The 20,064-nt window shown below is 66.3% G+C and carries 20 protein-coding genes; 14 read left to right on the top strand and 6 right to left on the bottom strand.

The genetic code is table 11. The features are described from left to right. Window positions 1-113: 113 nt before the first annotated feature. From MUN23_RS13630 to MUN23_RS13600, 7 genes are all read left to right on the top strand, one after another. Window positions 114-1,343: an MFS transporter gene (locus MUN23_RS13630; protein ID WP_248758990.1), complete on the top strand. Its 1,230-nt coding sequence runs from the start codon at window positions 114-116 to the stop codon at window positions 1,341-1,343. A gap of 4 nt (window positions 1,344-1,347) precedes the next feature. Then, complete coding sequence (locus MUN23_RS13625) at window positions 1,348-1,707, top strand: metalloregulator ArsR/SmtB family transcription factor (protein ID WP_058931441.1); 360 nt, start codon at window positions 1,348-1,350, stop codon at window positions 1,705-1,707. Between the two features lie 160 nt (window positions 1,708-1,867). Next, window positions 1,868-2,182 (top strand): heavy-metal-associated domain-containing protein, encoded by a 315-nt coding sequence (locus MUN23_RS13620; protein WP_248758988.1) that lies wholly within the window; start codon window positions 1,868-1,870, stop codon window positions 2,180-2,182. Between the two features lie 68 nt (window positions 2,183-2,250). Further along, on the top strand, window positions 2,251-4,404 hold the full coding sequence (locus MUN23_RS13615) for a heavy metal translocating P-type ATPase (RefSeq protein WP_248758986.1): 2,154 nt from the start codon (window positions 2,251-2,253) through the stop codon (window positions 4,402-4,404). 4 nt (window positions 4,405-4,408) lie between these two features. After that, window positions 4,409-4,870 (top strand): hypothetical protein, encoded by a 462-nt coding sequence (locus MUN23_RS13610; RefSeq protein ID WP_248758984.1) that lies wholly within the window; start codon window positions 4,409-4,411, stop codon window positions 4,868-4,870. 103 nt (window positions 4,871-4,973) lie between these two features. Continuing rightward, window positions 4,974-5,594 (top strand): DUF305 domain-containing protein, encoded by a 621-nt coding sequence (locus tag MUN23_RS13605; RefSeq protein ID WP_248758982.1) that lies wholly within the window; start codon window positions 4,974-4,976, stop codon window positions 5,592-5,594. Window positions 5,595-5,689: 95 nt separating this feature from the next. Next, the gene (locus MUN23_RS13600; protein WP_248758981.1) at window positions 5,690-6,331 is read left to right on the top strand and encodes a low molecular weight phosphatase family protein; all 642 of its coding nucleotides are present in this window, start codon (window positions 5,690-5,692) and stop codon (window positions 6,329-6,331) included. A gap of 21 nt (window positions 6,332-6,352) precedes the next feature. Here MUN23_RS13600 and MUN23_RS13595 read toward each other — a convergent pair whose 3' ends face one another. Next, window positions 6,353-6,742, bottom strand: coding sequence for a hypothetical protein (locus tag MUN23_RS13595; protein ID WP_248758979.1), 390 nt, complete (start codon window positions 6,740-6,742; stop codon window positions 6,353-6,355). 160 nt (window positions 6,743-6,902) lie between these two features. Between MUN23_RS13595 and MUN23_RS13590 the strand changes: the two genes are divergently transcribed. After that, entirely contained in the window at window positions 6,903-8,012 is a 1,110-nt protein-coding gene (locus MUN23_RS13590; RefSeq protein WP_248758977.1) for an LCP family protein, read from the top strand. A gap of 427 nt (window positions 8,013-8,439) precedes the next feature. On the opposite strand, the gene MUN23_RS13585 is transcribed toward MUN23_RS13590, so the two are convergent. Continuing rightward, complete coding sequence (locus MUN23_RS13585) at window positions 8,440-8,856, bottom strand: hypothetical protein (protein ID WP_248758975.1); 417 nt, start codon at window positions 8,854-8,856, stop codon at window positions 8,440-8,442. A gap of 471 nt (window positions 8,857-9,327) precedes the next feature. Here MUN23_RS13585 and MUN23_RS13580 point away from each other — a divergent pair, with 471 nt between their 5' ends. Next, the gene (locus MUN23_RS13580) at window positions 9,328-11,568 is read left to right on the top strand and encodes a S9 family peptidase (protein WP_248758973.1); all 2,241 of its coding nucleotides are present in this window, start codon (window positions 9,328-9,330) and stop codon (window positions 11,566-11,568) included. An 83-nt stretch (window positions 11,569-11,651) separates the two neighbouring features. Here the strand turns inward: MUN23_RS13580 and MUN23_RS13575 are convergent, their stop codons facing one another. The 3 genes from MUN23_RS13575 to MUN23_RS13565 form a co-directional block, all read right to left on the bottom strand. Next, window positions 11,652-12,119 carry an SRPBCC family protein gene (locus tag MUN23_RS13575; protein WP_248758970.1) on the bottom strand — a complete coding sequence of 156 codons (468 nt, stop codon included), beginning with the start codon at window positions 12,117-12,119 and terminating at the stop codon, window positions 11,652-11,654. A gap of 106 nt (window positions 12,120-12,225) precedes the next feature. Further along, entirely contained in the window at window positions 12,226-12,783 is a 558-nt protein-coding gene (locus MUN23_RS13570; protein ID WP_248758968.1) for a GNAT family N-acetyltransferase, read from the bottom strand. Between the two features lie 60 nt (window positions 12,784-12,843). Continuing rightward, window positions 12,844-13,998 carry an acetate kinase gene (locus MUN23_RS13565; RefSeq protein WP_248758966.1) on the bottom strand — a complete coding sequence of 385 codons (1,155 nt, stop codon included), beginning with the start codon at window positions 13,996-13,998 and terminating at the stop codon, window positions 12,844-12,846. 156 nt (window positions 13,999-14,154) lie between these two features. Between MUN23_RS13565 and MUN23_RS13560 the strand changes: the two genes are divergently transcribed. The 3 genes from MUN23_RS13560 to MUN23_RS13550 all read left to right on the top strand — a co-directional run bounded on the left by MUN23_RS13560 (window position 14,155) and on the right by MUN23_RS13550 (window position 15,821). Beyond that, the gene (locus MUN23_RS13560) at window positions 14,155-15,270 is read left to right on the top strand and encodes a GTP-binding protein (RefSeq protein WP_248758964.1); all 1,116 of its coding nucleotides are present in this window, start codon (window positions 14,155-14,157) and stop codon (window positions 15,268-15,270) included. Window positions 15,271-15,344: 74 nt separating this feature from the next. After that, on the top strand, window positions 15,345-15,467 hold the full coding sequence (gene ykgO / locus MUN23_RS13555; RefSeq protein ID WP_058931424.1) for a type B 50S ribosomal protein L36: 123 nt from the start codon (window positions 15,345-15,347) through the stop codon (window positions 15,465-15,467). Between the two features lie 96 nt (window positions 15,468-15,563). Next, window positions 15,564-15,821, top strand: coding sequence for a hypothetical protein (locus MUN23_RS13550; RefSeq protein WP_248758963.1), 258 nt, complete (start codon window positions 15,564-15,566; stop codon window positions 15,819-15,821). A 73-nt stretch (window positions 15,822-15,894) separates the two neighbouring features. Here MUN23_RS13550 and pta read toward each other — a convergent pair whose 3' ends face one another. After that, complete coding sequence (gene pta / locus MUN23_RS13545) at window positions 15,895-17,973, bottom strand: phosphate acetyltransferase (RefSeq protein WP_248758961.1); 2,079 nt, start codon at window positions 17,971-17,973, stop codon at window positions 15,895-15,897. A gap of 165 nt (window positions 17,974-18,138) precedes the next feature. Between pta and MUN23_RS13540 the strand changes: the two genes are divergently transcribed. Next, window positions 18,139-18,624, top strand: coding sequence for a hotdog fold thioesterase (locus MUN23_RS13540; RefSeq protein WP_248758959.1), 486 nt, complete (start codon window positions 18,139-18,141; stop codon window positions 18,622-18,624). A 7-nt stretch (window positions 18,625-18,631) separates the two neighbouring features. After that, window positions 18,632-19,996: a phenylacetate--CoA ligase PaaK gene (paaK, locus tag MUN23_RS13535; protein ID WP_248758957.1), complete on the top strand. Its 1,365-nt coding sequence runs from the start codon at window positions 18,632-18,634 to the stop codon at window positions 19,994-19,996. The last annotated feature ends 68 nt before the right edge of the window (window positions 19,997-20,064 follow it).

The following is a 20,064-nucleotide window of genomic DNA, read 5'->3' as shown; positions in this document are numbered from 1 at the left end:
CTACATCCGGGAAATAGAGCTGGTGGCCAAGAATTTCCTGTCATAGACCTCCCGGCGTCGTGTCTACAATAGGTGCATAAGTACGCACATGTTGTTTCGATTGGGGAATCCTCATGATTGAAGTTCTGGCCGTCCGCGCCTACCGGAAGCTCTTCTCTGCCCAGATTGTTGCGTTGCTGGGGACCGGTTTGCTGACTGTGGCCCTCGGACTGCTGGCGTTCGACCTTGCAGGAGCGCAGGCCGGGGCCGTGCTCGGGACAGCGCTGACCATAAAAATGCTGGCCTACGTCTTCGTCGCGCCCGTCATGGCGGCACTGGTGGAAAAGCTGCCAAAAAAGCCGGTCCTGGTTGCCGCGGACCTGATCCGTGGAGGAATCGCCCTGATGCTCCCCGCGGTGGATCAGGCCTGGCAAATCTATATGCTGGTCTTTGTCCTGCAGAGCGCCTCCGCTACGTTCACGCCCGCCTTCCAGTCCCTGATCCCGGCTGTGCTTCCCGATGAACGGCAGTACACGCGGGCCTTGTCACTCTCCCGGCTCGCCTATGACCTGGAATCCCTGGTCAGTCCGGCCCTGGCCGCAGGACTGCTGTCTGTACTTTCCTTCCACGAACTTTTCCTCGGCACCGTGGCAGGCTTTATGTTCTCCGCGGCCTTGGTGGTGACCACCAGACTGCCTGCAACACCGGCAGCCCGTCAGGAAGGATCACTCTGGCGGCGGACCACGCTCGGTGCACGGATCTTTGCGAAGACGCCGGAACTGCGCGGCCTCCTCGCTTTGAATCTGGCCGTTGCGGCCGCTACAGCCCTGGTGCTGGTCAACACGGTGGTATATGCCCGGGACCTGTTCGCAGGTTCCAACGCCGACGTCGCCATCGCCCTGGCCTGTTACGGCGCCGGCTCGATGGCTGTCGCGCTCAGCGCACCCAGGGCGCTGGACCGAATAGCCGACCGTTCGTTGATGATGTCCGGAGCTGCGCTGATTGGCATTGGCCTCGCCGGCACGTTTGCCCTGCTGGCGACAGCCGGGCCGTGGCTCATGCTGCTGGGGCTCTGGGTTGCTCTGGGGGCCGGGACCTCGATGATCAGCACCCCTTCGGCCCGGCTGCTGCGCCGCTCCGCATCGGAAAGCACCCGGACCTACATCTTCACCGCGCAGTTCTCCCTCTCCCACGCGTGCTTCATCATCACTTACCCTGTAGCTGGCTGGATCGGCGCGTCCGCTGGCCAGCCCGCGGCCGCAGCAGTCCTGGCTGTGGTGGCTATGATCAGTACAGCAGCGGCCCTGAAATTCTGGCCGGCTGCCTCCAGAACCGGCTCAGAACCGGCCATCAGGAAAGGGTGATCCGGTGCAAGAGGCCCAGGGCGTCAACACACCGAGCCTTCACCACCCCAGGCTCCCCGATGCCCGCCGGCTGGATGCCGCGACGGCCACGTTCCGGATGCTCTCCGATCCCACCCGCCTGCACGTTCTCTGGCTCCTGACACAGGAACCGGCGGACGTCACCACCCTGGTGGAACGCACCGGAGCCTCCCGGACCTCAGTCAGCCAGCACCTCGCCAAACTCCGCTTCAGCGGCCTCGTCAGCACGCAAAAGGTCAGCCGCAGGGTGGTCTACAGCATCGCGGACGGCCACCTGGCCCGGCTTGTCCTGGAAGGCTTGAACCACGCCGACCACACCGTCACCGGGGAACCCAGCCACGGCTGACTGAAGTGTGGGCATCGGCACATTGCAAGATATACCCCATGGGGGTATTCTCGGGGTGTTGCCAGTGAAGTGGTTTGTCCAGGCCAGCGCGATTCCGGCCCTCACAGCCGTTCAACCCCAGCACCTCATCACGACCTCTCTTGCAAAGGACAGAACTGATATGCGTGCATCCGTGATTCGGACCGAACTGCCCATCGTTGCAGCTGAAAACGCAGGGTGTAGCTGCTGCTCCACCCCTTCGACGGAGCAGCCGTCACCCCAGGCAGAAGGGACGGACTACTCCGTCAACGGCCTGACGTGCGGGCACTGTGTCCAGACCGTTGAAAAGGCAGTCACCGCGCTCGACGGCGTGACGTCGGCCTCCGTCGGACTTGTCGCCGGAGGGACCTCACGCCTGAGCGTCTCCGGACCCCACACGGAGGCATCCGTCCGGTACGCCGTCACCGCCGCCGGGTACAGCCTCAGCGGCAGATAGTCCACCTCCAGCCCTGAGGACACCTTTGCTGACGCCGTCAGGGAACACTTCCACACCGGAGGGCAATAATGGAAAATCACCACGAACACCACGGCGGGGAAGACCACGCCGGCCACCAGGCACCGCAGACCCTACCGGGCCAGGCTACGTCGGTGGCAAGCCCGCCCACAGATCACGCCGGACACGCCCACCAGCAGCATGGTGCTCACGACGATGACCATGCAGTCCACAGCCACGGGCAGCACGCCGGGCACAGCACCGCCATGTTCAAGAACAGGTTCTGGCTCACCCTGGTCCTGTCCGTGCCGGTGGTCTACTTCAGCCCGATGGTGGGCCACCTGCTTGGCTACATGCCACCGGCATTCCCCGGCTCAACTTGGATCCCGGCTGTGCTGGGAACGGTGATTTTCCTCTACGGAGGACAGCCATTCCTCAAAGGCGGCGTCCAGGAGTTGAAGAACCGTCAGCCGGGGATGATGCTGCTGATCGCCATGGCCATCACCGTGGCCTTTGCCGCGTCCTGGGTCACCACCTTAGGCATCGGCGGGTTCGACCTGGACTTCTGGTGGGAACTGGCGCTTCTGGTCGCGATCATGCTGCTGGGCCACTGGATCGAAATGCGGGCCCTCGGTTCCGCGCAGGGCGCCCTGGACGCCCTCGCGGCCCTGCTCCCGGATGAAGCAGACCGCATCACCGACGCTGGCACGGAGACCGTACCCGTCTCCGAACTTCGTGAAGGCGACATCGTCCTGGTCCGATCCGGCGCCCGTATGCCCGCCGACGGCACCGTCGTGGACGGGCAGGCTGAGTTCGACGAGTCCATGATCACCGGCGAATCCAAAACCGTGCCCCGCGCTCCAGGGGACTCCGTGGTGGCCGGTACCGTCGCGACAGACAACACCGTCCGGGTCCAGGTGACCGCCGTCGGGGAAAACACCGCGCTGGCCGGCATCCAACGCCTGGTGGCCGAGGCGCAGGCATCCTCGTCCAGGGCCCAGGCGCTGGCCGACCGTGCCGCGGCGTTCCTGTTCTACTTCGCGGCCGGCGCGGGCCTCATCACGTTCATCGTCTGGGCGCTGCTGGGCAGCGTCCCGGAGGCCGTCACCCGCACCGTCACTGTCCTGGTCATCGCCTGCCCGCACGCCCTGGGCCTGGCCATCCCACTGGTCATCGCGATCTCCACGGAACAGGCCGCGCGGGCGGGGGTGCTGATCAAGAACCGGATGGCCCTGGAACGCATGCGGACCATCGACGTCGTGCTCTTCGACAAAACCGGGACCCTGACCACGGGCGAACCGGATCTGAAGGACATCGCCGCCGTTGCGGGCGGGGATACTGACCGCCTGCTGGCCCTAGCCGCGGCGGTGGAATCCGACAGCGAACACCCCGTCGCACGGGCCATCGTCCGTGCCGCCCGCCGGCGGACCGTGACCATCCCCGATGCCACCGGATTCTCGTCCCTCACCGGCCGCGGCGTCCGGGCCACCATCGACGGACGGACAGTTCACGTCGGCGGGCCCGCGCTCCTGCGCGAGCTCGGCGCCGTCGAGCCTGAACCGCTGGCCCGCTCCACCCGAACCTGGATGGAGCGCGGCGCGGCCGTCCTGCACGTGATCGACGGGAACACTATCCTCGGAGCCGTCAGCCTCGAAGACGCCATCCGACCGGAATCCCGCCAGGCCGTGGCGGCCCTGCAGAACCGGGGCATTAAGGTTGCCATGATCACCGGTGACGCCCGCCAGGTGGCCCAGGCCGTCGCCGAAGAGCTGAACATTGACGAGGTTTTCGCCGAAGTCCTTCCGGCGGACAAGGACAAGAAGGTCGCCGAGCTCCAGGGCCGCGGGCTGAAAGTGGCGATGGTGGGCGACGGCGTCAACGACTCCCCGGCGCTGGCCAGGGCTGAAGTCGGCATCGCGATCGGCGCCGGCACGGACGTGGCGATGGAATCAGCAGGTGTGGTCCTGGCCGGCAATGACCCCCGCGCGGTGCTGTCCATGGTGGACCTGTCGCGGGCCAGCTACCGGAAGATGTGGCAGAACCTGATCTGGGCCACCGGCTACAACGTCCTGTCCGTCCCGTTGGCCGCGGGCGTGCTGGCCTTCGCCGGGGTGGTGCTGTCCCCCGCGGCCGGCGCCGTGCTGATGTCAGTGTCCACCATCGTGGTGGCGTTGAACGCCCAGCTGCTGCGCCGCGTGAAACTCAATCCCGCACAGGTACGTTAGAACCATGGGGATCCTCCACCGTGCAGTGCTGCTGACCGGGCTACTGGCTGTCATCGCCGGGATTTTCGGGATGCACATCATGTCAGGCGCCCACACCATCATGCCCACGGCTTTCTTGGTCGGCACGGACATGACCCTGACGCAGATCCAGGGGCCCCACACCGGCCACGGAGGGCATACGGCCGCCCAGTCCCCCAACGCCGATAGGCCGGCGGCACCGCTGGATCCAGCGGCACCGGTGTCCGGGACGGTGTCTCCCTGCACGACTCCCGGCAGCTGCCCGGCGATGGCGGGCATGGACGCGGCCTGCGTCCTGTCCCCGGCCAATACCTCCCTGTCGGCGCCGCTGCCCGGCACCACGCCGTTCCCTGCCCTTGACGTCACCGCCACAGCCCTGGCCACCGACAGCTATTCCTATCTGCCGGGCAGTCCTTCCCCCGGCGACCTCTGCGTCAGCCGGACGTAGAACTGCCCTGCGCCGCGTCCTGCCCGGCGCCCCCACACCCACACCGCACACATCCGCAACGGCGCCAGACGCCTGCTGATCCTTCCGAAGGACCCTGATTCTCATGAAAAAAACCCTGACCTTGTCCGCCCTTACCATCGCCGCAGCGATTGCCCTGGCCGGCTGCTCCACCGGTTCCGCCGGTTCCGAAGGAACCGGCATGCCGGGCATGACCCACGGCGGCTCCGGAATGCCCTCCAGCTCCGCGCCGGCAGCTGCCGAGTTCAATGAAGCCGACGCCGTATTCGCACAGCTGATGATCCGGCACCACGCCCAGGCCGTGGAAATGTCGGACCTGATGCTGGAGAAGGAAGGCATCCCCGCGACGGTGACCGGCCTGGCCACCAGAATCAAAGCTGCCCAGGGACCCGAAATCGAGAAAATGACCGCCTGGCTCAAGAGCTGGAACCAGCCCACCGAAATGCCCTCCGGCATGGCTGGCGGGCACAGCATGTCCGGCATGATGGGGCAGGAGGACATGACCGCCCTCCGTGCAGGCCAGGGCACTGAAGCGGCCAAGCTGTTCCTGACCCAGATGACCGCCCACCACGAAGGCGCCGTCACGATGGCCAAGACCGAAAGCACCGACGGCAAGTACCCCGAAGCGGTCCAGCTGGCCAAAGACATCGTGACCGCCCAGGAAACCGAAATCCAGGAAATGAAGGACCTTCTGGCCACCCTCTAGCAGCAGCCCCTGAGGCGGCGGTACCAGCACGTGTTAAGTTGAAAGGTACGACGGGCCGCACCGGGTCCGGCGCATCGGCTGGAAAGAGAAGTTCCGTGGAATCCCCCGCATCTGCCCCCGCACCCGTGAGGATCCTGACGGTCTGCACCGGCAACATCTGCCGTTCTCCCGTGGCCGAAAGGCTGTTGCAGGCCGGGCTGGACCAGGTAATGCCGGGCGGATTTGAGGTCACCAGCGCCGGAACGCGGGCCATGGTGGGCGACCCCATGCAGCCGCTGTCCGGCGACATCGTGCGCACCTTCGGCGGGAACCCGGACGGTTTCGTCTCGCGGCAACTGACCAGCAGGATCCTGCGCGGCGTGGACCTGGTCCTCACCATGACCTCGGGCCACCGCGGCGAAGTGCTCCAGCTGGACGCCTCCCTGCTCAAGCGCACCTTCACCATCCGCGAGTTTGCCCGCATGCTCGACGTCCTGGACGAGCGTGCGGACAGTGCCGCAAACGTTCCGGTAGCGGACGACGGCGGCAGTCCCCTCAGTGCCAACACCGCCTTCTGGCGGGGGCTGCCCGCGCGCGCCGCGTCCGTCCGGCACCTGTCACTGCCCGCGGATTCTTCCGAAAACGACATCATCGACCCCTACCGGCGCAGCCCCGAGATCTACCACCAGATGGAGGACGAACTGGCCCCGGCCATCGTTTCCATTCTGCGGCATGCGCGCCTGAACACTCCCGCCTAAACGCTCCCGGGCAAGCCGGCGTTAGCGAGGGGCAGGCGCGGCCTCGGGAGTAACTTCACGCACTTCCACGAACGTGCCGTCTGCCTTCAGCCCCAAGGCAAGATGAGCCCGGCGCACCAAATGCCGGTGAAGAAAGCCGTTCCCGGCGTAGAGCACGAAGGATATGGCGCCGATCAGCAATGCCGTGTCGCTTGCCGCGCGGTACCAGTAGTAGCCCGGGTGGCCAAACGCAATGTCCCCTGCAACCAGGGGGAAGAGCACACCTGCCAGAAAAAGCAGGCTGGTCAGGAATGGGATGAAGAGCAGCCCCTGGACCGTATTCAGCCGCTTGCCCATTCGCCTGTAACGCTCGTACTGCTTCTCCCAGGCCGCCCGGCTGGTGACAAGCAGAATCGGCTTCGTATTTTCCATCAGATCCCCCACAGATATCCCGTTCCTGACCAAGAGCCTAGTCCGCCCCGCACTGCGGGGCTTCCCACTGAACCCGGCGAGCCGCCGTCGTACGTTACGGCTCGGAAACGACACGCTCCGCGTTGTAGCCGGAACCGGGTCCGAGGGCGGACACTAAGTCATGGCGAGCACCCCAAGCGGTCCTGATCCGATCGGCCCGGCCCCTTCCGGCCCCGAGCCTGCTGCGCCTGCCGCGCTGAAACGGCGCCGCTTGATCGCGGTGGTGCTGTCGCTGGTGCTGGTGGCCTTCGTCGCGGTTTCAGCCCTGCTGTTCACCCGGCCTGCCGCGGAAGTTGCGGCCCCGGTGCCCACCATCACTGACACCGCCACCCCCACTCCGTCGGAGACGACACCGCCACCGCCCCCGGCACCGGCCCCTCCCCCGCCACCCGAACCCATCGCGGAACTCCCCGCGGCGCCCATGAACATCCTGGTGATCGGCAGTGACAGCCGCGCGAACGCCCGGGAGCAAGCAGCCCACACCGCCGCCACGGGCGAAACGCAGGACCACCGCGCCGACACGCTCATGCTGGTCCACATCCCGGCCGACCGCCGCAGTGTGCACGTGGTCTCCCTCATGCGGGACCTGTACGTAAGCATCCCCGACTACGGCTTCTCCAAGATCAACGACAGCTTGCAGGTGGGCGGCATCCCGCTGGCCACGCGGACGGTGGAGTCCCTGATGGGGACCCACATCGACCACACCCTCATGCTGGACTTCCACGGTTTCAAGACGCTAACCGACGGGCTGGGCGGAATTGACGTGAACGTCACCCTGCCGTTCCAGTCCACTCACGAAACGCAGCACGTCTTCACACCGGGGGTGAACCACCTCGACGGCCAGGCGGCACTGGAATTCGTCCGCGAGCGCTACGCCTTCGTCGACGGCGACTTCCAGCGGGTCAGGAACCAGCAGACGTTCCTCCGCGCCATCCTCGCCCGGCTCACCAGCGACGGCGCCCTGCATGACGTGACTGCGGTGCGGGCCCTGGTGAATTTCGCATCCGGCTACCTCACGGTGGACCAGGGCTTTGATCCTGTGGGCGTCGCGATCCTGGCCTACGGCATGCGCGGCATTGACCCCAACGCAGTTGTTTCGCTCACGCTGCCGACAGCCGGGGTAGGCACGGCACCAGGAGGGGCGTCGGTGGTGTTCCCGGACTATGGCGGGATCGCCCAGGTGGCCGCGGCAATGCGCGAAGGCCGGCTGCCCGAGTACGCGGGCGGGTAGTACGCCGGGCAACACGGTCCGGGTACTAGCGGGCACCAAGTGAAACGGCCCCCGGCTGTGCCAGGGGCCGTTTCATTGGTGACTTAACTCCGGGTGGGGTCCGGGCGCAACGGTGCCGGCCCCGGATCCGGGACGGGCAGCGGGCCTGGCGGTTCCGGCGTCGGGATGGGGCTGGGCCTGTCCGGTCCCGGGTGGCCGGGATGGGTGGGCTCCGGATTGAAGGGGTCCGGCCCTGGTTCCGGCGGGAACGGCTCTGGTTCGTGCACTGGCGGGATGGTCATGGAACTTCCCCTCTCACGCTGGGCGGGTACGCCTTTGCGTGATCAGGATACCCCCGCGCGCCCACCAACGCTCTCTCACTTCCTGCAGAAATTTCCCGAACGCTCTCTCAATCCCTGCAGTAAGTGCGTACTTGATTGGCCTGCTTCTAGGCCGGCCGGCGCAGTCGGACCGGTCGGGAAACCGGCGCCTTGGCTGCTTCGCCGGCTTCCCGCATCAGCGGGACGGCGAAGCTCACCACCAGGCGAGCGTTGGCGTCGTCCGTGGACCTGATGGTCAGGCTTCTGGTGCCGGGCGGCACGGACGGGGTGAATACCTGCAGGTTCCGCGAGCCCACACTGGCCGAGTCCCGGAACGTGTATTGCGTGCCCCAATGGTCTTCGATGGCAATTTCCGGGATGGCCCTCCCGGCAGCGGACTCCACGTGGATGTTGACCACCAGGCACGTGCTCCAGACTTCGACGGAGAGCACCGTGAACTCAGCGCCCCGTGTCAGGTGCAAGCCGTACGTGGGCGGCAGGAGCACCTTCCGGAGGATGCCTTTCGGAATTAGGTTTCGCATCATCGCCCCCAAAAATTACTAAGAGTGCTTCCAATTAGCCCGCGATTATGACGCCCTGTCAAGGTCCCTGCTCAGCCTTCTGTGGCAAGCCACAACAGCATTGCCAGGGGCGCGAAAAAGTGGTCCCCGGCGAGGCCGGGGACCACCGTATCGGAAGGGTCGCCCGCAGACTGCCGATGCGCTGGCTGGCGCTGTGGCGTGCCGAAACGGCTAACCGCCCTATAAAGGCAGATGAAAAAGAACGCGTCCGGATCCTCCCGGTAATGCCGTTCTAGCACCCGGCGGAGGACGGTTCAAGGGGTTCCGGCCGGTAACTTAGCGGCCCGCCCGGCCCGGCTGCTCCGTTGATCAATCACTTACAGTCGCTTTGCCCCCGGTTTAGGGCCCACAAGTGATAGATCAACAGGGCCGGAGGGCGCTACCCCGGTAGCGAACGGCGGCCATTTTGTCCGCCCGGCTCTATATATTGAAGGCATGACCCAGACTCCGCTGCAGGATTCCGCCACTTCGTCCGCCGCCTCCTCCCCCACGCCCCCAGTGGCCAAGAAGGTCCCGCACGAGCGGACGCACCACGGCGACACTTTCGTGGACAACTACGAGTGGCTGCGCGAGAAGGAATCCGCCGAAGTGGTTGAGCACCTGAAGGCCGAGAACGCCTACCAGGAGGCCGTCACCGCCCACCAGGAGCCGCTGCGCGAGGCCATCTTCCAGGAAATCAAGGGCCGCACGCAGGAGACAGACCTGTCTGTCCCAAACCGCAAGGACGGCTGGTGGTACTTCAGCCGCTCGGTAGAGGGCAAGGAGTACGGCATCCAGTGCCGCGTCCGTGCCCAGGACTCCGGCAACCCCGTGGCCGACTGGACTCCCCCCGCAGTGGAGGCCGGCGTCGACATTCCCGGCGAGGAAGTGCTGCTGGACGGCAACATTGAAGCCGAAGGCAAGCCGTTCTTCTCGGTGGGCGGCTCGGCCGTCACGGTGGACGGAACCCTTTACGCCTACGCCGTGGACAACTCCGGCGACGAACGTTTTACCCTCCGCATCAAGGACCTCCGCACGGGTGAACTCCTGCCGGACGTCATTGAGAACATCTTCTACGGCGTCAGCTTCTCCCCCGACGGCACGCGCATTTTCTACACCGTGGTGGACGATTCGTGGCGCCCATACCAGGTCAAGTCCCACGTCCTGGGCACGCCGGTCACCGACGATGAGGTGATTTACCAGGAGGACGACGTCGCCATGTGGCTGGGCTTTGAGCTCTCCTCTGACAGGCGGCACCTCGTGCTGGGCATCGGCTGCTCCGAGTACAGCGAGACCCGCCTGCTGCGTTTTGATGACCCGACGGCGGCCCTCACCACGGTGATTTCGCGGGACGAACGCGTCCTCTACGAGGCCGAGCCATTCCTGCTCACCGGTCCTGACGGCGGAAAATCAGAACGCATTCTGCTCACCCACAACCGCGGTGCCATCAACTCCATGGTCTCCCTGGTGCACCCCGCCGAACTCACCAAGCCGTTGGCGGAGCAGCACTGGAGTACCGTCGTCGAGCACTCCGACGACGTCCGCGTCAACGGTGCCGGCGTCACCTCCACGCACCTGATTGTGTCCGTCCGCAAGGACACCATCGAGCGCGTCCAGGTGATGGGGCTGGCCGCCCTCGGTACACCCGCGCAAGAAGCTCCGGTGGAGCCCGCGTTCGACGAGGAGCTGTACACAGCCGGCGTCGGCGGTTCGGACTACGAAGCCCCGGTCATCCGGCTGGGCTACACGTCCTACTTCACGCCGTCGCGCGTCTACGACTTTGTGCTGCCCACCCCGGCGCAGCCCGCCGGCGAACTGCTGCTCCGCAAGGAAAGCCCGGTGCTGGGCGGCTACGACGGCAGCGACTACGTGGCCACCCGCGAATGGGCCGACGCCTCGGACGGCACGCGGATCCCACTGTCTGTGCTGCGGCACAAGAACGTGAAACAGGATTCGACGGCGGCGGGCCTGGTCTACGGGTACGGCTCCTACGAGCTGAGCATGGATCCCGGTTTCGGCATCGCGCGGCTGTCACTGTTGGACCGCGGCTTGGTGTTTGTGATCGCGCACATCCGCGGCGGCGGCGAGCTGGGCCGGCACTGGTATGAGGACGGCAAGAAGCTCACCAAAAAGAACACCTTCACCGACTTTGTGGACGCCACCGACTGGCTGGCCAAGTCCGGCTGGGTGGATCCGACCCGGATTGCGGCGCTGGGCGGCTCTGCGGGCGGTCTGCTGATGGGTGCCGTGGCCAACCTGGCACCGGAAAAGTACGCCGCGGTGGTGGCGCAGGTGCCGTTCGTGGATGCCCTCACCACCATCCTGGACCCGGAGCTTCCGCTGTCCGCCCTGGAATGGGAGGAATGGGGCAACCCCATCACGGATCCCGACGTGTACGCCTACATGAAGTCCTATTCGCCGTACGAGAACGTGCATTCAGTTGCTTACCCCAAGGTGGCTGCGGTGACCTCGTTCAATGACACCCGCGTGCTCTACGTGGAGCCGGCCAAGTGGGTCCAGGAACTGCGGAACAAGACCACCGGCACGGAGCCCGTGGTGATGAAGATCGAGATGGACGGCGGCCACGGCGGCGCGTCCGGGCGCTATGTCCAGTGGCGCGAGCGGGCGTGGGACTACGCGTTCATCGCCGATTCCCTCGGCGCCCAGGACCTGCTGCCCGGGGCCGGCCTCAAATAAGCCATCGGACCCCTGGATCTCGACAGGCTCGATCACCGGGCCGAATCCGGTGATCGAGCCTGTCGAAACCCGGATCTCGCGGCTCAGCCGTCATCCCTGCCGTATTCCGGGTGCTCGGCCAGCAGTTCGGCCAGTGTCTCGAGATTGGCGCGGACCGTCCTGGCCTGGGCTTGTTCCACGAACCGATCGGCCAGTTTGCCGAACACCCCGCCCAGGCCAGATGCCGCATCGATCCGGAAGTTCAGGCGGGTCCCGTCACCCTCAGGTTCCAGGACATTGGTGACAGTGAATTCCAGCTTTCCTTCCACCGAGCGGGATACAAAGCGGGTTGGAGGCTGGAATTCGATGACCTCCGTTGTCCAGTCGAACTTCCTGCCCACCACCTTGCTGGCGCCCTTGACCCGGGTGCCGACCGCAACGGGCTCGGTCCCGACCGTTTCGGCATGGACCGCCGAGGAGTCCCAGACTGGAATGTTTTCGCCCTTTGACAGGAAATTGAAGACTTCCTGTGGCGGGCGGGCAATGTAGACGTTTTCTTCCACGGTGGGCATCGGATTCTCCTTGGACACGCCTGTTGCCAGCGCGGCACGGCCGGCAGCTAGGCACAGGAAAAGTCTGTGCCCGGCGCTTGAGGCCGTCAATGGCCATTCGTTTCACCTACGGGCGCTGCGCCCGCCATTCGTCCTCGAGGATCCCGTAGAACACCTCGGTGGCCCACTGGCCTTTGTAGTGCCACTTGTCCACCAGCCGGGCTTCCAACCGCATGCCCAGCCGTTCGCACAGGGCGGCGGAGGCGGTGTTCAGGGCGTCGAGCTTTGCCTCGATCCGGTGCATCCCCAGCTCCTCGAACCCCAGCTTCAGCACCGCATCCGCGGCCTCTGCCCCGTAGCCCTTGCCCCGCGCGGCCGGCGCCAGGGTCCATCCGACTTCGCCCTGGCCGCGCCCCGGAAGCCACTTCAGCACCACTTCGCCCAGCAGCCCCGGCGATCCCTTCGCCTCGATGGCCAGGCATACCCAGTCGTTCTCCTTTTCGAAGACGAAGTTGGCGTACTTGCCCACGGACTCCATGCACTTGGTGTAGCTCTTGGCCTCCCCCGGCAGGAAGCGGGCCGTTTCGGGCAGCGAATGGTAGGCATGGAAGGCGTCCAGGTCCGCAGCTTCGAACCGGCGCAGGATGAGCCGCTCGGTGCGGAGGGGCAAAGTGATCTCAGGCATGAACTGAGGCTACCCCGCAGCCCGGTGATCGAACTCGCCGAGATACGGGTTTCGACAGGCTCAACCACCGACGACGGCGGCAGTTGCTTCTGCGATGGCGCGCTCCTCGTCGGTGGGCACCACCAAAACGGGAATGACGGACGCTGCCGAGGAAATCACCCGCGGTTCCTTGGACCGCTGACTGTTCAGGCCGGCGTCGAGCTCTATACCCAGCGCATGCAGCCTGTCAGTCACCAGTGCGCGGAACTGGTGCGAGTTTTCGCCGATCCCCGCCGTGAACACGAGGGCCTTGGCACCCCCGACGGCCACGTGGTAGCCGCCGATGTACTTTGCCAGCCGGTAGGACGTGACCGCGAGCGCCATTGAAGCCTTGGCGTCGCCAGCCTCTGACGCCTCCACCACCGAGCGCATGTCGTTGTTCCCGGCGATCCCCTTCAGCCCCGATTCGCGGTTGAGCATGGCGTCGATGTCCTCCGGCGTCCACCCGATCCGGCCGAGGAATACCAGGATGGAGGGATCGAGGTCGCCTGAGCGGGTGCCCATGACCAGGCCCTCCAGCGGGGTGAAGCCCATGGACGTGTCCACCGAATGACCGCGGCGGATGGCCGTGACGGAGGCGCCGTTCCCCAGGTGGGCGATCACGCCGTCGAACTCGTCCACGGGCACGTCCAGCAGCGCGGCGGCGCGGTGGGTGACGTACTCGTGCGAGGTGCCGTGGAAGCCATAGCGGCGGATGCCGTGGTTCGTGTAGAGCTCGTCCGGGACGGCGTAGCGCCACGCGTGCTCGGGCAGGGTGCGGTGGAAAGCGGTGTCGAACACGGCCACCTGCGGCAGGTCCGGCCACTTCCTGCTGATGGCGCGGATGCCCAGGACGTTGGCGGGGTTGTGCAGCGGCGCCAGCGGATTGAGGCGCTCGATGGCGCGGGTGATCTCGTTGTCGATCAGCACCGGCTCGGCGAAACGTTCGCCGCCGTGCACCACGCGGTGGCCCACCGCAGCCAGCTCAAGGTCGCCGAGCTCGGCATGGATCGCGGCATCTACCAGTTCCAGCGCCTCCGCATGGTCCCGGGGGCCCTCGATTTCGCCGTCGCCATCACCGCCGTTGCCCATGCCGATCTTCTCGATCAGCCCTTCGGTCAGCACAATCCCGGCGGCCACGTCCCGGACCTGGTACTTGAGCGAGGACGAACCGGAATTGATAACGAGGACAAGCATGGGGCCTCCTGAAGCCTTGGTGCCGCGGGCACAGCTGACGAGGGGTGGTGCTGGAGCCTGGCGCAGCGCTCCCCGGAATCCACTCTATAAGTTGCCCTCCTGGCACGTGAGCTTGGCGACTTGTTTTTGCGAATGATTCTCATTAGAGTGATCGGCATGCATATCACTGTGATCAGCTCCCTGGACGCTCTGTGCCGCCAGCAAGCCTGCCAAGACGCGGCCGCGGCCAATCCCGGCGCCGTGGTGGTCCTGCACGACCTGTTGGAGAACGGCGTGGTCATCCGCCGGATCTCCAGCCAGTCCGGGCTTGTGGAGCGCGCCGAGACGCAGCTGGAACACGGCTGCCTGAGCTGCACCGTGCGGCTGGACCTCGTGCCCACCATCGAGCGGCTGCTGGAACGCGGGGAGACCCAGGCCATCATCGGGCTCCCTCCGGCCGTGTCCGCGGAGGCAGCGATCGGCGCCCTGCGGCGTGGCCTCTCCCGCCCGGTGACGATTGATTCCGCTGTCCTTGCCTGCGCCCCTGACACGCTGGAGGACCACATTTGGGACCACCACACCCTCTTTGAGTCCGGGTTCACGCCGGTCCCGGAGGACCAGCGCACTGCGGGTGAATTCCTTATCGGCGAGCTATCGTTCAATGACACCGTCCTGCTGGCGGAGGTGGACCTGTTTCCGGCCGACCCCGCCCTGCGTGTTCGCGGCGTGCAATTGGTCAGGGAACTGGCCCCTCATGCTGACGTGGCGGAAAACGCCGGCCTCATCCGCCCGGGCCGCCACAACTACCACGACGCGCTAAGCCGGACGGTCCCCGGTTCGGTGCGGATCCCGGCGTCGTCCTCAACGTCACCCTTCACTACCGTCACCCACCGGGCCCAACGGCCGCTGCACCCTGAGCGGTTCCGGCACGCCCTGGCGTCCCTCGCGGAAGGGTGCTGCTGGTTGCGGGGACGCCTTTGGATCGCCGCCGCACCGCAGTGCCGGATCGCCATCCAGGGCATCGGCCCGCGTGTCTGGCTCGAAAATACCGGGCCGTGGCTGGCAGACCAGGACGCGGGCGCCGCGCCCGATCCCCTCAACCATGTGGACGCCCACCTGGACTGGCATCCGGAACACGGGGACCGCGGAAGCGTGCTGGCCGCGACCGGGGAAGGCATGGACCCGGCGGAAATTGCGCAACTGCTCTCCGCCTGCGAACTCACCGATGCGGAAATGGAGGCCGGGTTCGCCGGTCTGACCGACCCGTTCCAGCTCGACCCCGCCCCGTCCTGAACGGCCCCGGCTTCACGCTGCACCTACCCGCAACCGTAAACCTCCAACCGCCACCAACAACAAGGAGCAAACCCATGAAAGTCAGAAATTCCCTCCGCGCCCTGAAGAAGGTTCCCGGCGCCCAGATCGTCCGACGCCGGGGCCGCACCTTTGTGATCAACAAGAAGAACCCGCGGATGAAGGCCCGTCAGGGCTGAGGCTGCGGACCGGCTCACCCCGCGCCTGCCGTTGCGTCAGCCGCGGCAGGCGCTTAGAGTCGGCGGACACGTTGCACTACGCAGAGAGGGACTTCCATGCCGACCGACACCACTCAGCCCGACAACACCGAACCCGGGACCGCAGAACCCGCCCCCGGCACCAAGGACCCTACCGGCGTCGAGGGTTCCAACCCGGCCCTGGACGACACCGGAAGTCCCAAGGTCGACGAAGTGGGCGAGGCTGCTGAGCAACCCCAGGATCCGCAGAACCTGGACCTCACGCCCGAAGGACTCTCCGACGAGCCCGCCAAGGAAGAGGACCCAGACAGCCTGGCCAAGCCGGAAAACAGCTAACTTTCAATCTCCGCGAGACGGCATTTCGCGGCAGTGTTTTCGAGGAACTTTGCCGTGAAGTGCCATCTCGTTGTCAGGAATCCGGCACCTGCGCCTGGATGGCCGTGATGGCCACCGTGTTCACGATGTCCTCCACGGTGCAGCCGCGCGAGAGGTCGTTGACCGGCTTGCGCAGGCCCTGCAGGACGGGCCCGACGGCGACCGCCCCGGAGCTCTGCTGCACCGCCTTGTACGTGTTGTTGCCCGTGTTGAGGTCCGGGAAGATGAACACGGTCGCCTGTCCTGCCACCGACGAGCCGGGCATTTTGGACTCCGCGATGGAGGCGTCCACGGCGGCGTCGTACTGGATGGGGCCTTCGACGGCGAGATCCGGGCGGCGTTCACGCACCAGTTCGGTGGCCTGCCGGACTTCGTCCACGGCCTCGCCGGAACCCGAGCCGCCTGTGGAGTAGGACAGCATGGCCACCCGCGGCTCCACCCCGAACTGCACCGCCGTTTCGGCCGAGGCGAGGGCGATGTCCGCGAGCTGCTCCACGTTGGGATCGGGGTTCACGGCGCAGTCGCCATAGACCAGCACCCGGTCCGGCATGAGCATCAGGAACACCGAGGACACGATCTTCACGCCGTCGCGCGTTTTGACGAACTCCAGCGCCGGGCGGATGGTGTGCGCCGTGGTGTGGGCGGCGCCGGACACCATGCCGTCCACCACTCCCAGCTGGACCATCATGGTGCCGAAGTAGCTGCCGTCCTGCATGATTTCCAGCGCCTTCGGCAGGTCCACGCCCTTGTGCGCGCGCAGCTCGGAGTACTTCTCGGCGAAGCCCTGCCGCAGTTCCGAGGTGGCCGGGTCCACGATGTTGATCCCGGCCAGGTCGACGCCGTTGGCCGCCGCCAATTCCCGGACCTGCGAATCCGGTCCCAGCAGGGTGAGGTCGCAGACATCGCGGCGGTGCAGGATTTCGGCGGCCTGCAGGATCCGGACGTCCGTTCCCTCCGGCAGCACCACGTGCCGGCGCTGGCCCCTGGCCCGTTCGATGAGGTCGTGCAGGAACCGCAGCGGGGTCATCCGCTCCAGGCGCGGCAGGTGGAGGCGTTCCACAAGTTCGGCCTCGTCCACCCGTTTGGACCACAGGCCCAGGGCGGAGGCCACCTTGCGGCGGTGCCCGGACCAGATTTCGCTGCGGACCTCGGAGACCCGCTTGGCGGTGGTGTAGGTGTCCTGGCTGGCGGCAAACACGGGGAACGGCGCCTGCGCCAGGAGCGGGTAGATGTTGGCATCCGGGGACAGTCCGCCGGTCAGGATCAGCGCCGACGGCACCGGGAATTCCGGCGAGAACGACGACGCCAGGCAGGCCACCATCACGTCCGCGCGGTCGCCGGGAACGATCACCAGGGCGCCCTCGTCCAGCACGTTCAGGAAGTTGCCCACGTTCATGGCCGCCACCTTGATGTCCCGCACGTCGCGTTCCATGTCCGCGAGGCCGGCGATCTGGCGCACACCCAGCGCCGTGGCAACCTCGCCGGTGGTGGGCCGGGCGATCTCCTCCAGCTCCGGCAGGACGTACACGGGCCGGTTGGATGCACCGGGCTTGATGGCGGCCGCGATTTCCTCCACCAGGTCCGGGTCCGCGCGGTTCACCATGATGGCCAGCAGCGTGCACTTTTCTGCCACCAGTTCCTTGCGGGCAACCTCCACGGCGGCCGCGGCCTCCGCGACGCTGAGCCCCTTGGCGCCCACCACGGCAACCACCGGCGCGGCCAGGTTGTTGGCCAGCCGGGCGTTGAGGTCAAACTCGACGGCGGCGTCCTGGCCGGTGAGGTCCGTCCCCTCCACGATCACCACGTCGCAATGCTTGGCAATCTCCGCGAAGATCTCCACGCAGCGCGCATCGATGTCGGCGCGTTTTCCGTCTGCCAGGAGGGCACGCACTTCGGTGGACGTCAGGCCGCCACGGCAACGGTCGTCGTCGAGCGCGAAGCGTGATTTCATCAGCGCCACCATGGGGTCGCTGGCGGCGTCCGGGCCGTGGACCACCGGTTTGAAGAAGCCGATCCGGTCCGCGTGCCGGTGGAGCGTGTCCGCGAGGCCCAGGGCCACGAGCGATTTGCCCGACCCCGGGGTGGTCGCGCTCACGTAGATGCCTTTGGCCATGGTCCGCCCTTTGCTGTGCGTGGTGCCGGCCCCTCCATCCTTGCACTTCCGGGCCGGGGGTCCCACCGATCAGGGGCACCCACAGACCGGTCTGCCCTTGACACCGGACCCGCATCTGGGATTACCTAATGAACATTCGGTAAATAAAGCTGGAGGCAATGACGCATGGCTGAAGCAGCACTCTCCGGGGCCACCCACCCCATCCTGGAAAACGACTACGCCTCCGAATGGATGGGCATCGAGGTCCTCGCCGTGAGCGACGGGCACGCCACCATCCGCATGACGCTCCGGCAGGAAATGCTCAACGGGTTCGGCATGGCGCACGGCGGAATGATCTTCGCCTTCGCCGACTCCGCCTTCGCCCTTGCCTGCAATCCGGTCAATCCCACCCCCGAAGAGGCCGACAGCATCACCGTTGCCGCCGGCGTCGACATCAATTTCCTCAAGCCCGCCTACCGCGGCCAGGTGATCACCGCCATCGCGGACCGCCGGTCCAGCTCTGGGCGCAGCGGGCTCTACGACATCCAGATTTTCGCGGCCGACGCCGACGCCCAGCCCGGTGCGCAGCCCGATTCGTTACCCAGCTCCGGCAACCCGGGGGAACTCATCGCCGAGTTCCGCGGACGCAGCCGCACCATTCCCAAGAAGTAGGAAAACCATGACCCTCCACGCCCCCGAAACGCCCAGGCCGCAGTCCACGTCCCAGGGCACAGATCCCATCCTGGACCGCGAGGAGACCATCTCCCGCGACGAACTCGAGGCCCTCCAGCTCACCCGCCTGCAGCACACCGTTGCCTACGCCTACGACCGCGTGCCCCTCTACAAGCGCAAATTCGACGACGCCGGCATCCACCCCACGGACCTCCGCGAACTCAGCGACCTCGGCAACTTCCCCTTCACCACCAAGGAAGACCTGCGCGCCGAATACCCGTTCGGAATGTTCGCCGTGCCGCAGAGCGAAGTAGCCCGCGTGCACGCGAGTTCGGGCACCACAGGCCGGCCCACCGTCGTCGGATACACCAAGCAGGACCTGGCCGACTGGGCCAAACTGGTGGCGCGCTGCCTCCGCGCGTCCGGCGTCCGGCCCGGCATGAAGGTCCACAACGCCTACGGCTACGGCCTGTTCACGGGCGGACTGGGCGCGCACGCCGGCGCCGAAGCGCTGGGCTGCACCGTCATCCCGATGTCCGGCGGGCAGACCGAACGCCAGATCCAGCTCATCCAGGACTTCCAGCCGGACGCCATCCTGGCCACGCCCACATACCTGCTCACCATCGCCGACGCCATGGCCCACATGGGCATCGACCCGACGTCGACCTCGCTCAAGTACGCAGTCCTGGGCGCCGAACCGTGGACGCAGGAGATGCGGCACGAACTCGAAGTCACCATGAACATCAAGGCCTGTGACATCTACGGCCTGTCCGAAGTGATGGGCCCGGGCGTCGCCGGCGAGGCCGTGGAAACCCAGGACGGCAGCCACATCTGGGAGGACCACTTCCGCCCCGAAATCATCGACGCCTTCAACCCCGTAGTGGGCAAGGAAAACGTCCTGCGCGACGGCGAACACGGCGAACTCGTGTTCACCTCGCTCACCAAGGAAGCCCTGCCGATCATCCGCTACCGCACCAAGGACCTCACCCGCCTGCTGCCCGGCACCGCCCGCCCCGCGCACCGCCGGATGGGCCGCATCACCGGCCGCAGCGACGACATGATCATTCTCCGCGGCGTGAACCTGTTCCCGTCCCAGATCGAGGAAATCGCGCTGCGCATCCCCGAGCTCAGCCCCCACTTCCAGCTCGAACTCACCCGCCCCGAGGGCCAGCGGATGGACCAGCTGACGGTCAAGATCGAGCGCCGGGACGCGGTGACAGTTGAGCAAAGTACGACGGCGGCACGCACCCTGCAGGAGCAGATCAAGATCCACGTGGGTTCTTCGTGCGCCGTTGACGTGGTGGAGCCGGGTTCACTGGAGCGGTCAAACGGCAAGCTGCGCCGGATCTACGACCTGCGTCCCAAGGCGTAGCGCGAACGGACACTTGAGGCCCCAGCTGCGCCGCTACAGGGATTACCGAACGTTCGTGGGAAAATAGC

Source organism: Pseudarthrobacter sp. SSS035 (assembly GCF_023273875.1).
Lineage (GTDB): Bacteria > Actinomycetota > Actinomycetes > Actinomycetales > Micrococcaceae > Arthrobacter.
The sequence above is the reverse complement of the archived record's forward strand: the minus strand, read 5'-3'. Positions and strand labels throughout refer to the sequence as shown.

What these genes read in the sequence shown, in the direction of transcription:
- MUN23_RS13630 (WP_248758990.1), top strand. Translation starts at nt 114, where the DNA reads ATGATTGAAGTTCTGGCCGTCCGCGCCTACCGGAAGCTCTTCTCTGCC.
- MUN23_RS13620 (WP_248758988.1), top strand. Translation starts at nt 1,868, where the DNA reads ATGCGTGCATCCGTGATTCGGACCGAACTGCCCATCGTTGCAGCTGAA.
- MUN23_RS13615 (WP_248758986.1), top strand. Translation starts at nt 2,251, where the DNA reads ATGGAAAATCACCACGAACACCACGGCGGGGAAGACCACGCCGGCCAC.
- MUN23_RS13610 (WP_248758984.1), top strand. Translation starts at nt 4,409, where the DNA reads ATGGGGATCCTCCACCGTGCAGTGCTGCTGACCGGGCTACTGGCTGTC.
- MUN23_RS13605 (WP_248758982.1), top strand. Translation starts at nt 4,974, where the DNA reads ATGAAAAAAACCCTGACCTTGTCCGCCCTTACCATCGCCGCAGCGATT.
- MUN23_RS13595 (WP_248758979.1), bottom strand. Translation starts at nt 6,742, where the DNA reads ATGGAAAATACGAAGCCGATTCTGCTTGTCACCAGCCGGGCGGCCTGG.
- MUN23_RS13590 (WP_248758977.1), top strand. Translation starts at nt 6,903, where the DNA reads ATGGCGAGCACCCCAAGCGGTCCTGATCCGATCGGCCCGGCCCCTTCC.
- MUN23_RS13585 (WP_248758975.1), bottom strand. Translation starts at nt 8,856, where the DNA reads ATGATGCGAAACCTAATTCCGAAAGGCATCCTCCGGAAGGTGCTCCTG.
- MUN23_RS13580 (WP_248758973.1), top strand. Translation starts at nt 9,328, where the DNA reads ATGACCCAGACTCCGCTGCAGGATTCCGCCACTTCGTCCGCCGCCTCC.
- MUN23_RS13575 (WP_248758970.1), bottom strand. Translation starts at nt 12,119, where the DNA reads ATGCCCACCGTGGAAGAAAACGTCTACATTGCCCGCCCGCCACAGGAA.
- MUN23_RS13570 (WP_248758968.1), bottom strand. Translation starts at nt 12,783, where the DNA reads ATGCCTGAGATCACTTTGCCCCTCCGCACCGAGCGGCTCATCCTGCGC.
- MUN23_RS13565 (WP_248758966.1), bottom strand. Translation starts at nt 13,998, where the DNA reads ATGCTTGTCCTCGTTATCAATTCCGGTTCGTCCTCGCTCAAGTACCAG.
- MUN23_RS13560 (WP_248758964.1), top strand. Translation starts at nt 14,155, where the DNA reads ATGCATATCACTGTGATCAGCTCCCTGGACGCTCTGTGCCGCCAGCAA.
- ykgO (WP_058931424.1), top strand. Translation starts at nt 15,345, where the DNA reads ATGAAAGTCAGAAATTCCCTCCGCGCCCTGAAGAAGGTTCCCGGCGCC.
- MUN23_RS13550 (WP_248758963.1), top strand. Translation starts at nt 15,564, where the DNA reads ATGCCGACCGACACCACTCAGCCCGACAACACCGAACCCGGGACCGCA.
- pta (WP_248758961.1), bottom strand. Translation starts at nt 17,973, where the DNA reads ATGGCCAAAGGCATCTACGTGAGCGCGACCACCCCGGGGTCGGGCAAA.
- MUN23_RS13540 (WP_248758959.1), top strand. Translation starts at nt 18,139, where the DNA reads ATGGCTGAAGCAGCACTCTCCGGGGCCACCCACCCCATCCTGGAAAAC.
- paaK (WP_248758957.1), top strand. Translation starts at nt 18,632, where the DNA reads ATGACCCTCCACGCCCCCGAAACGCCCAGGCCGCAGTCCACGTCCCAG.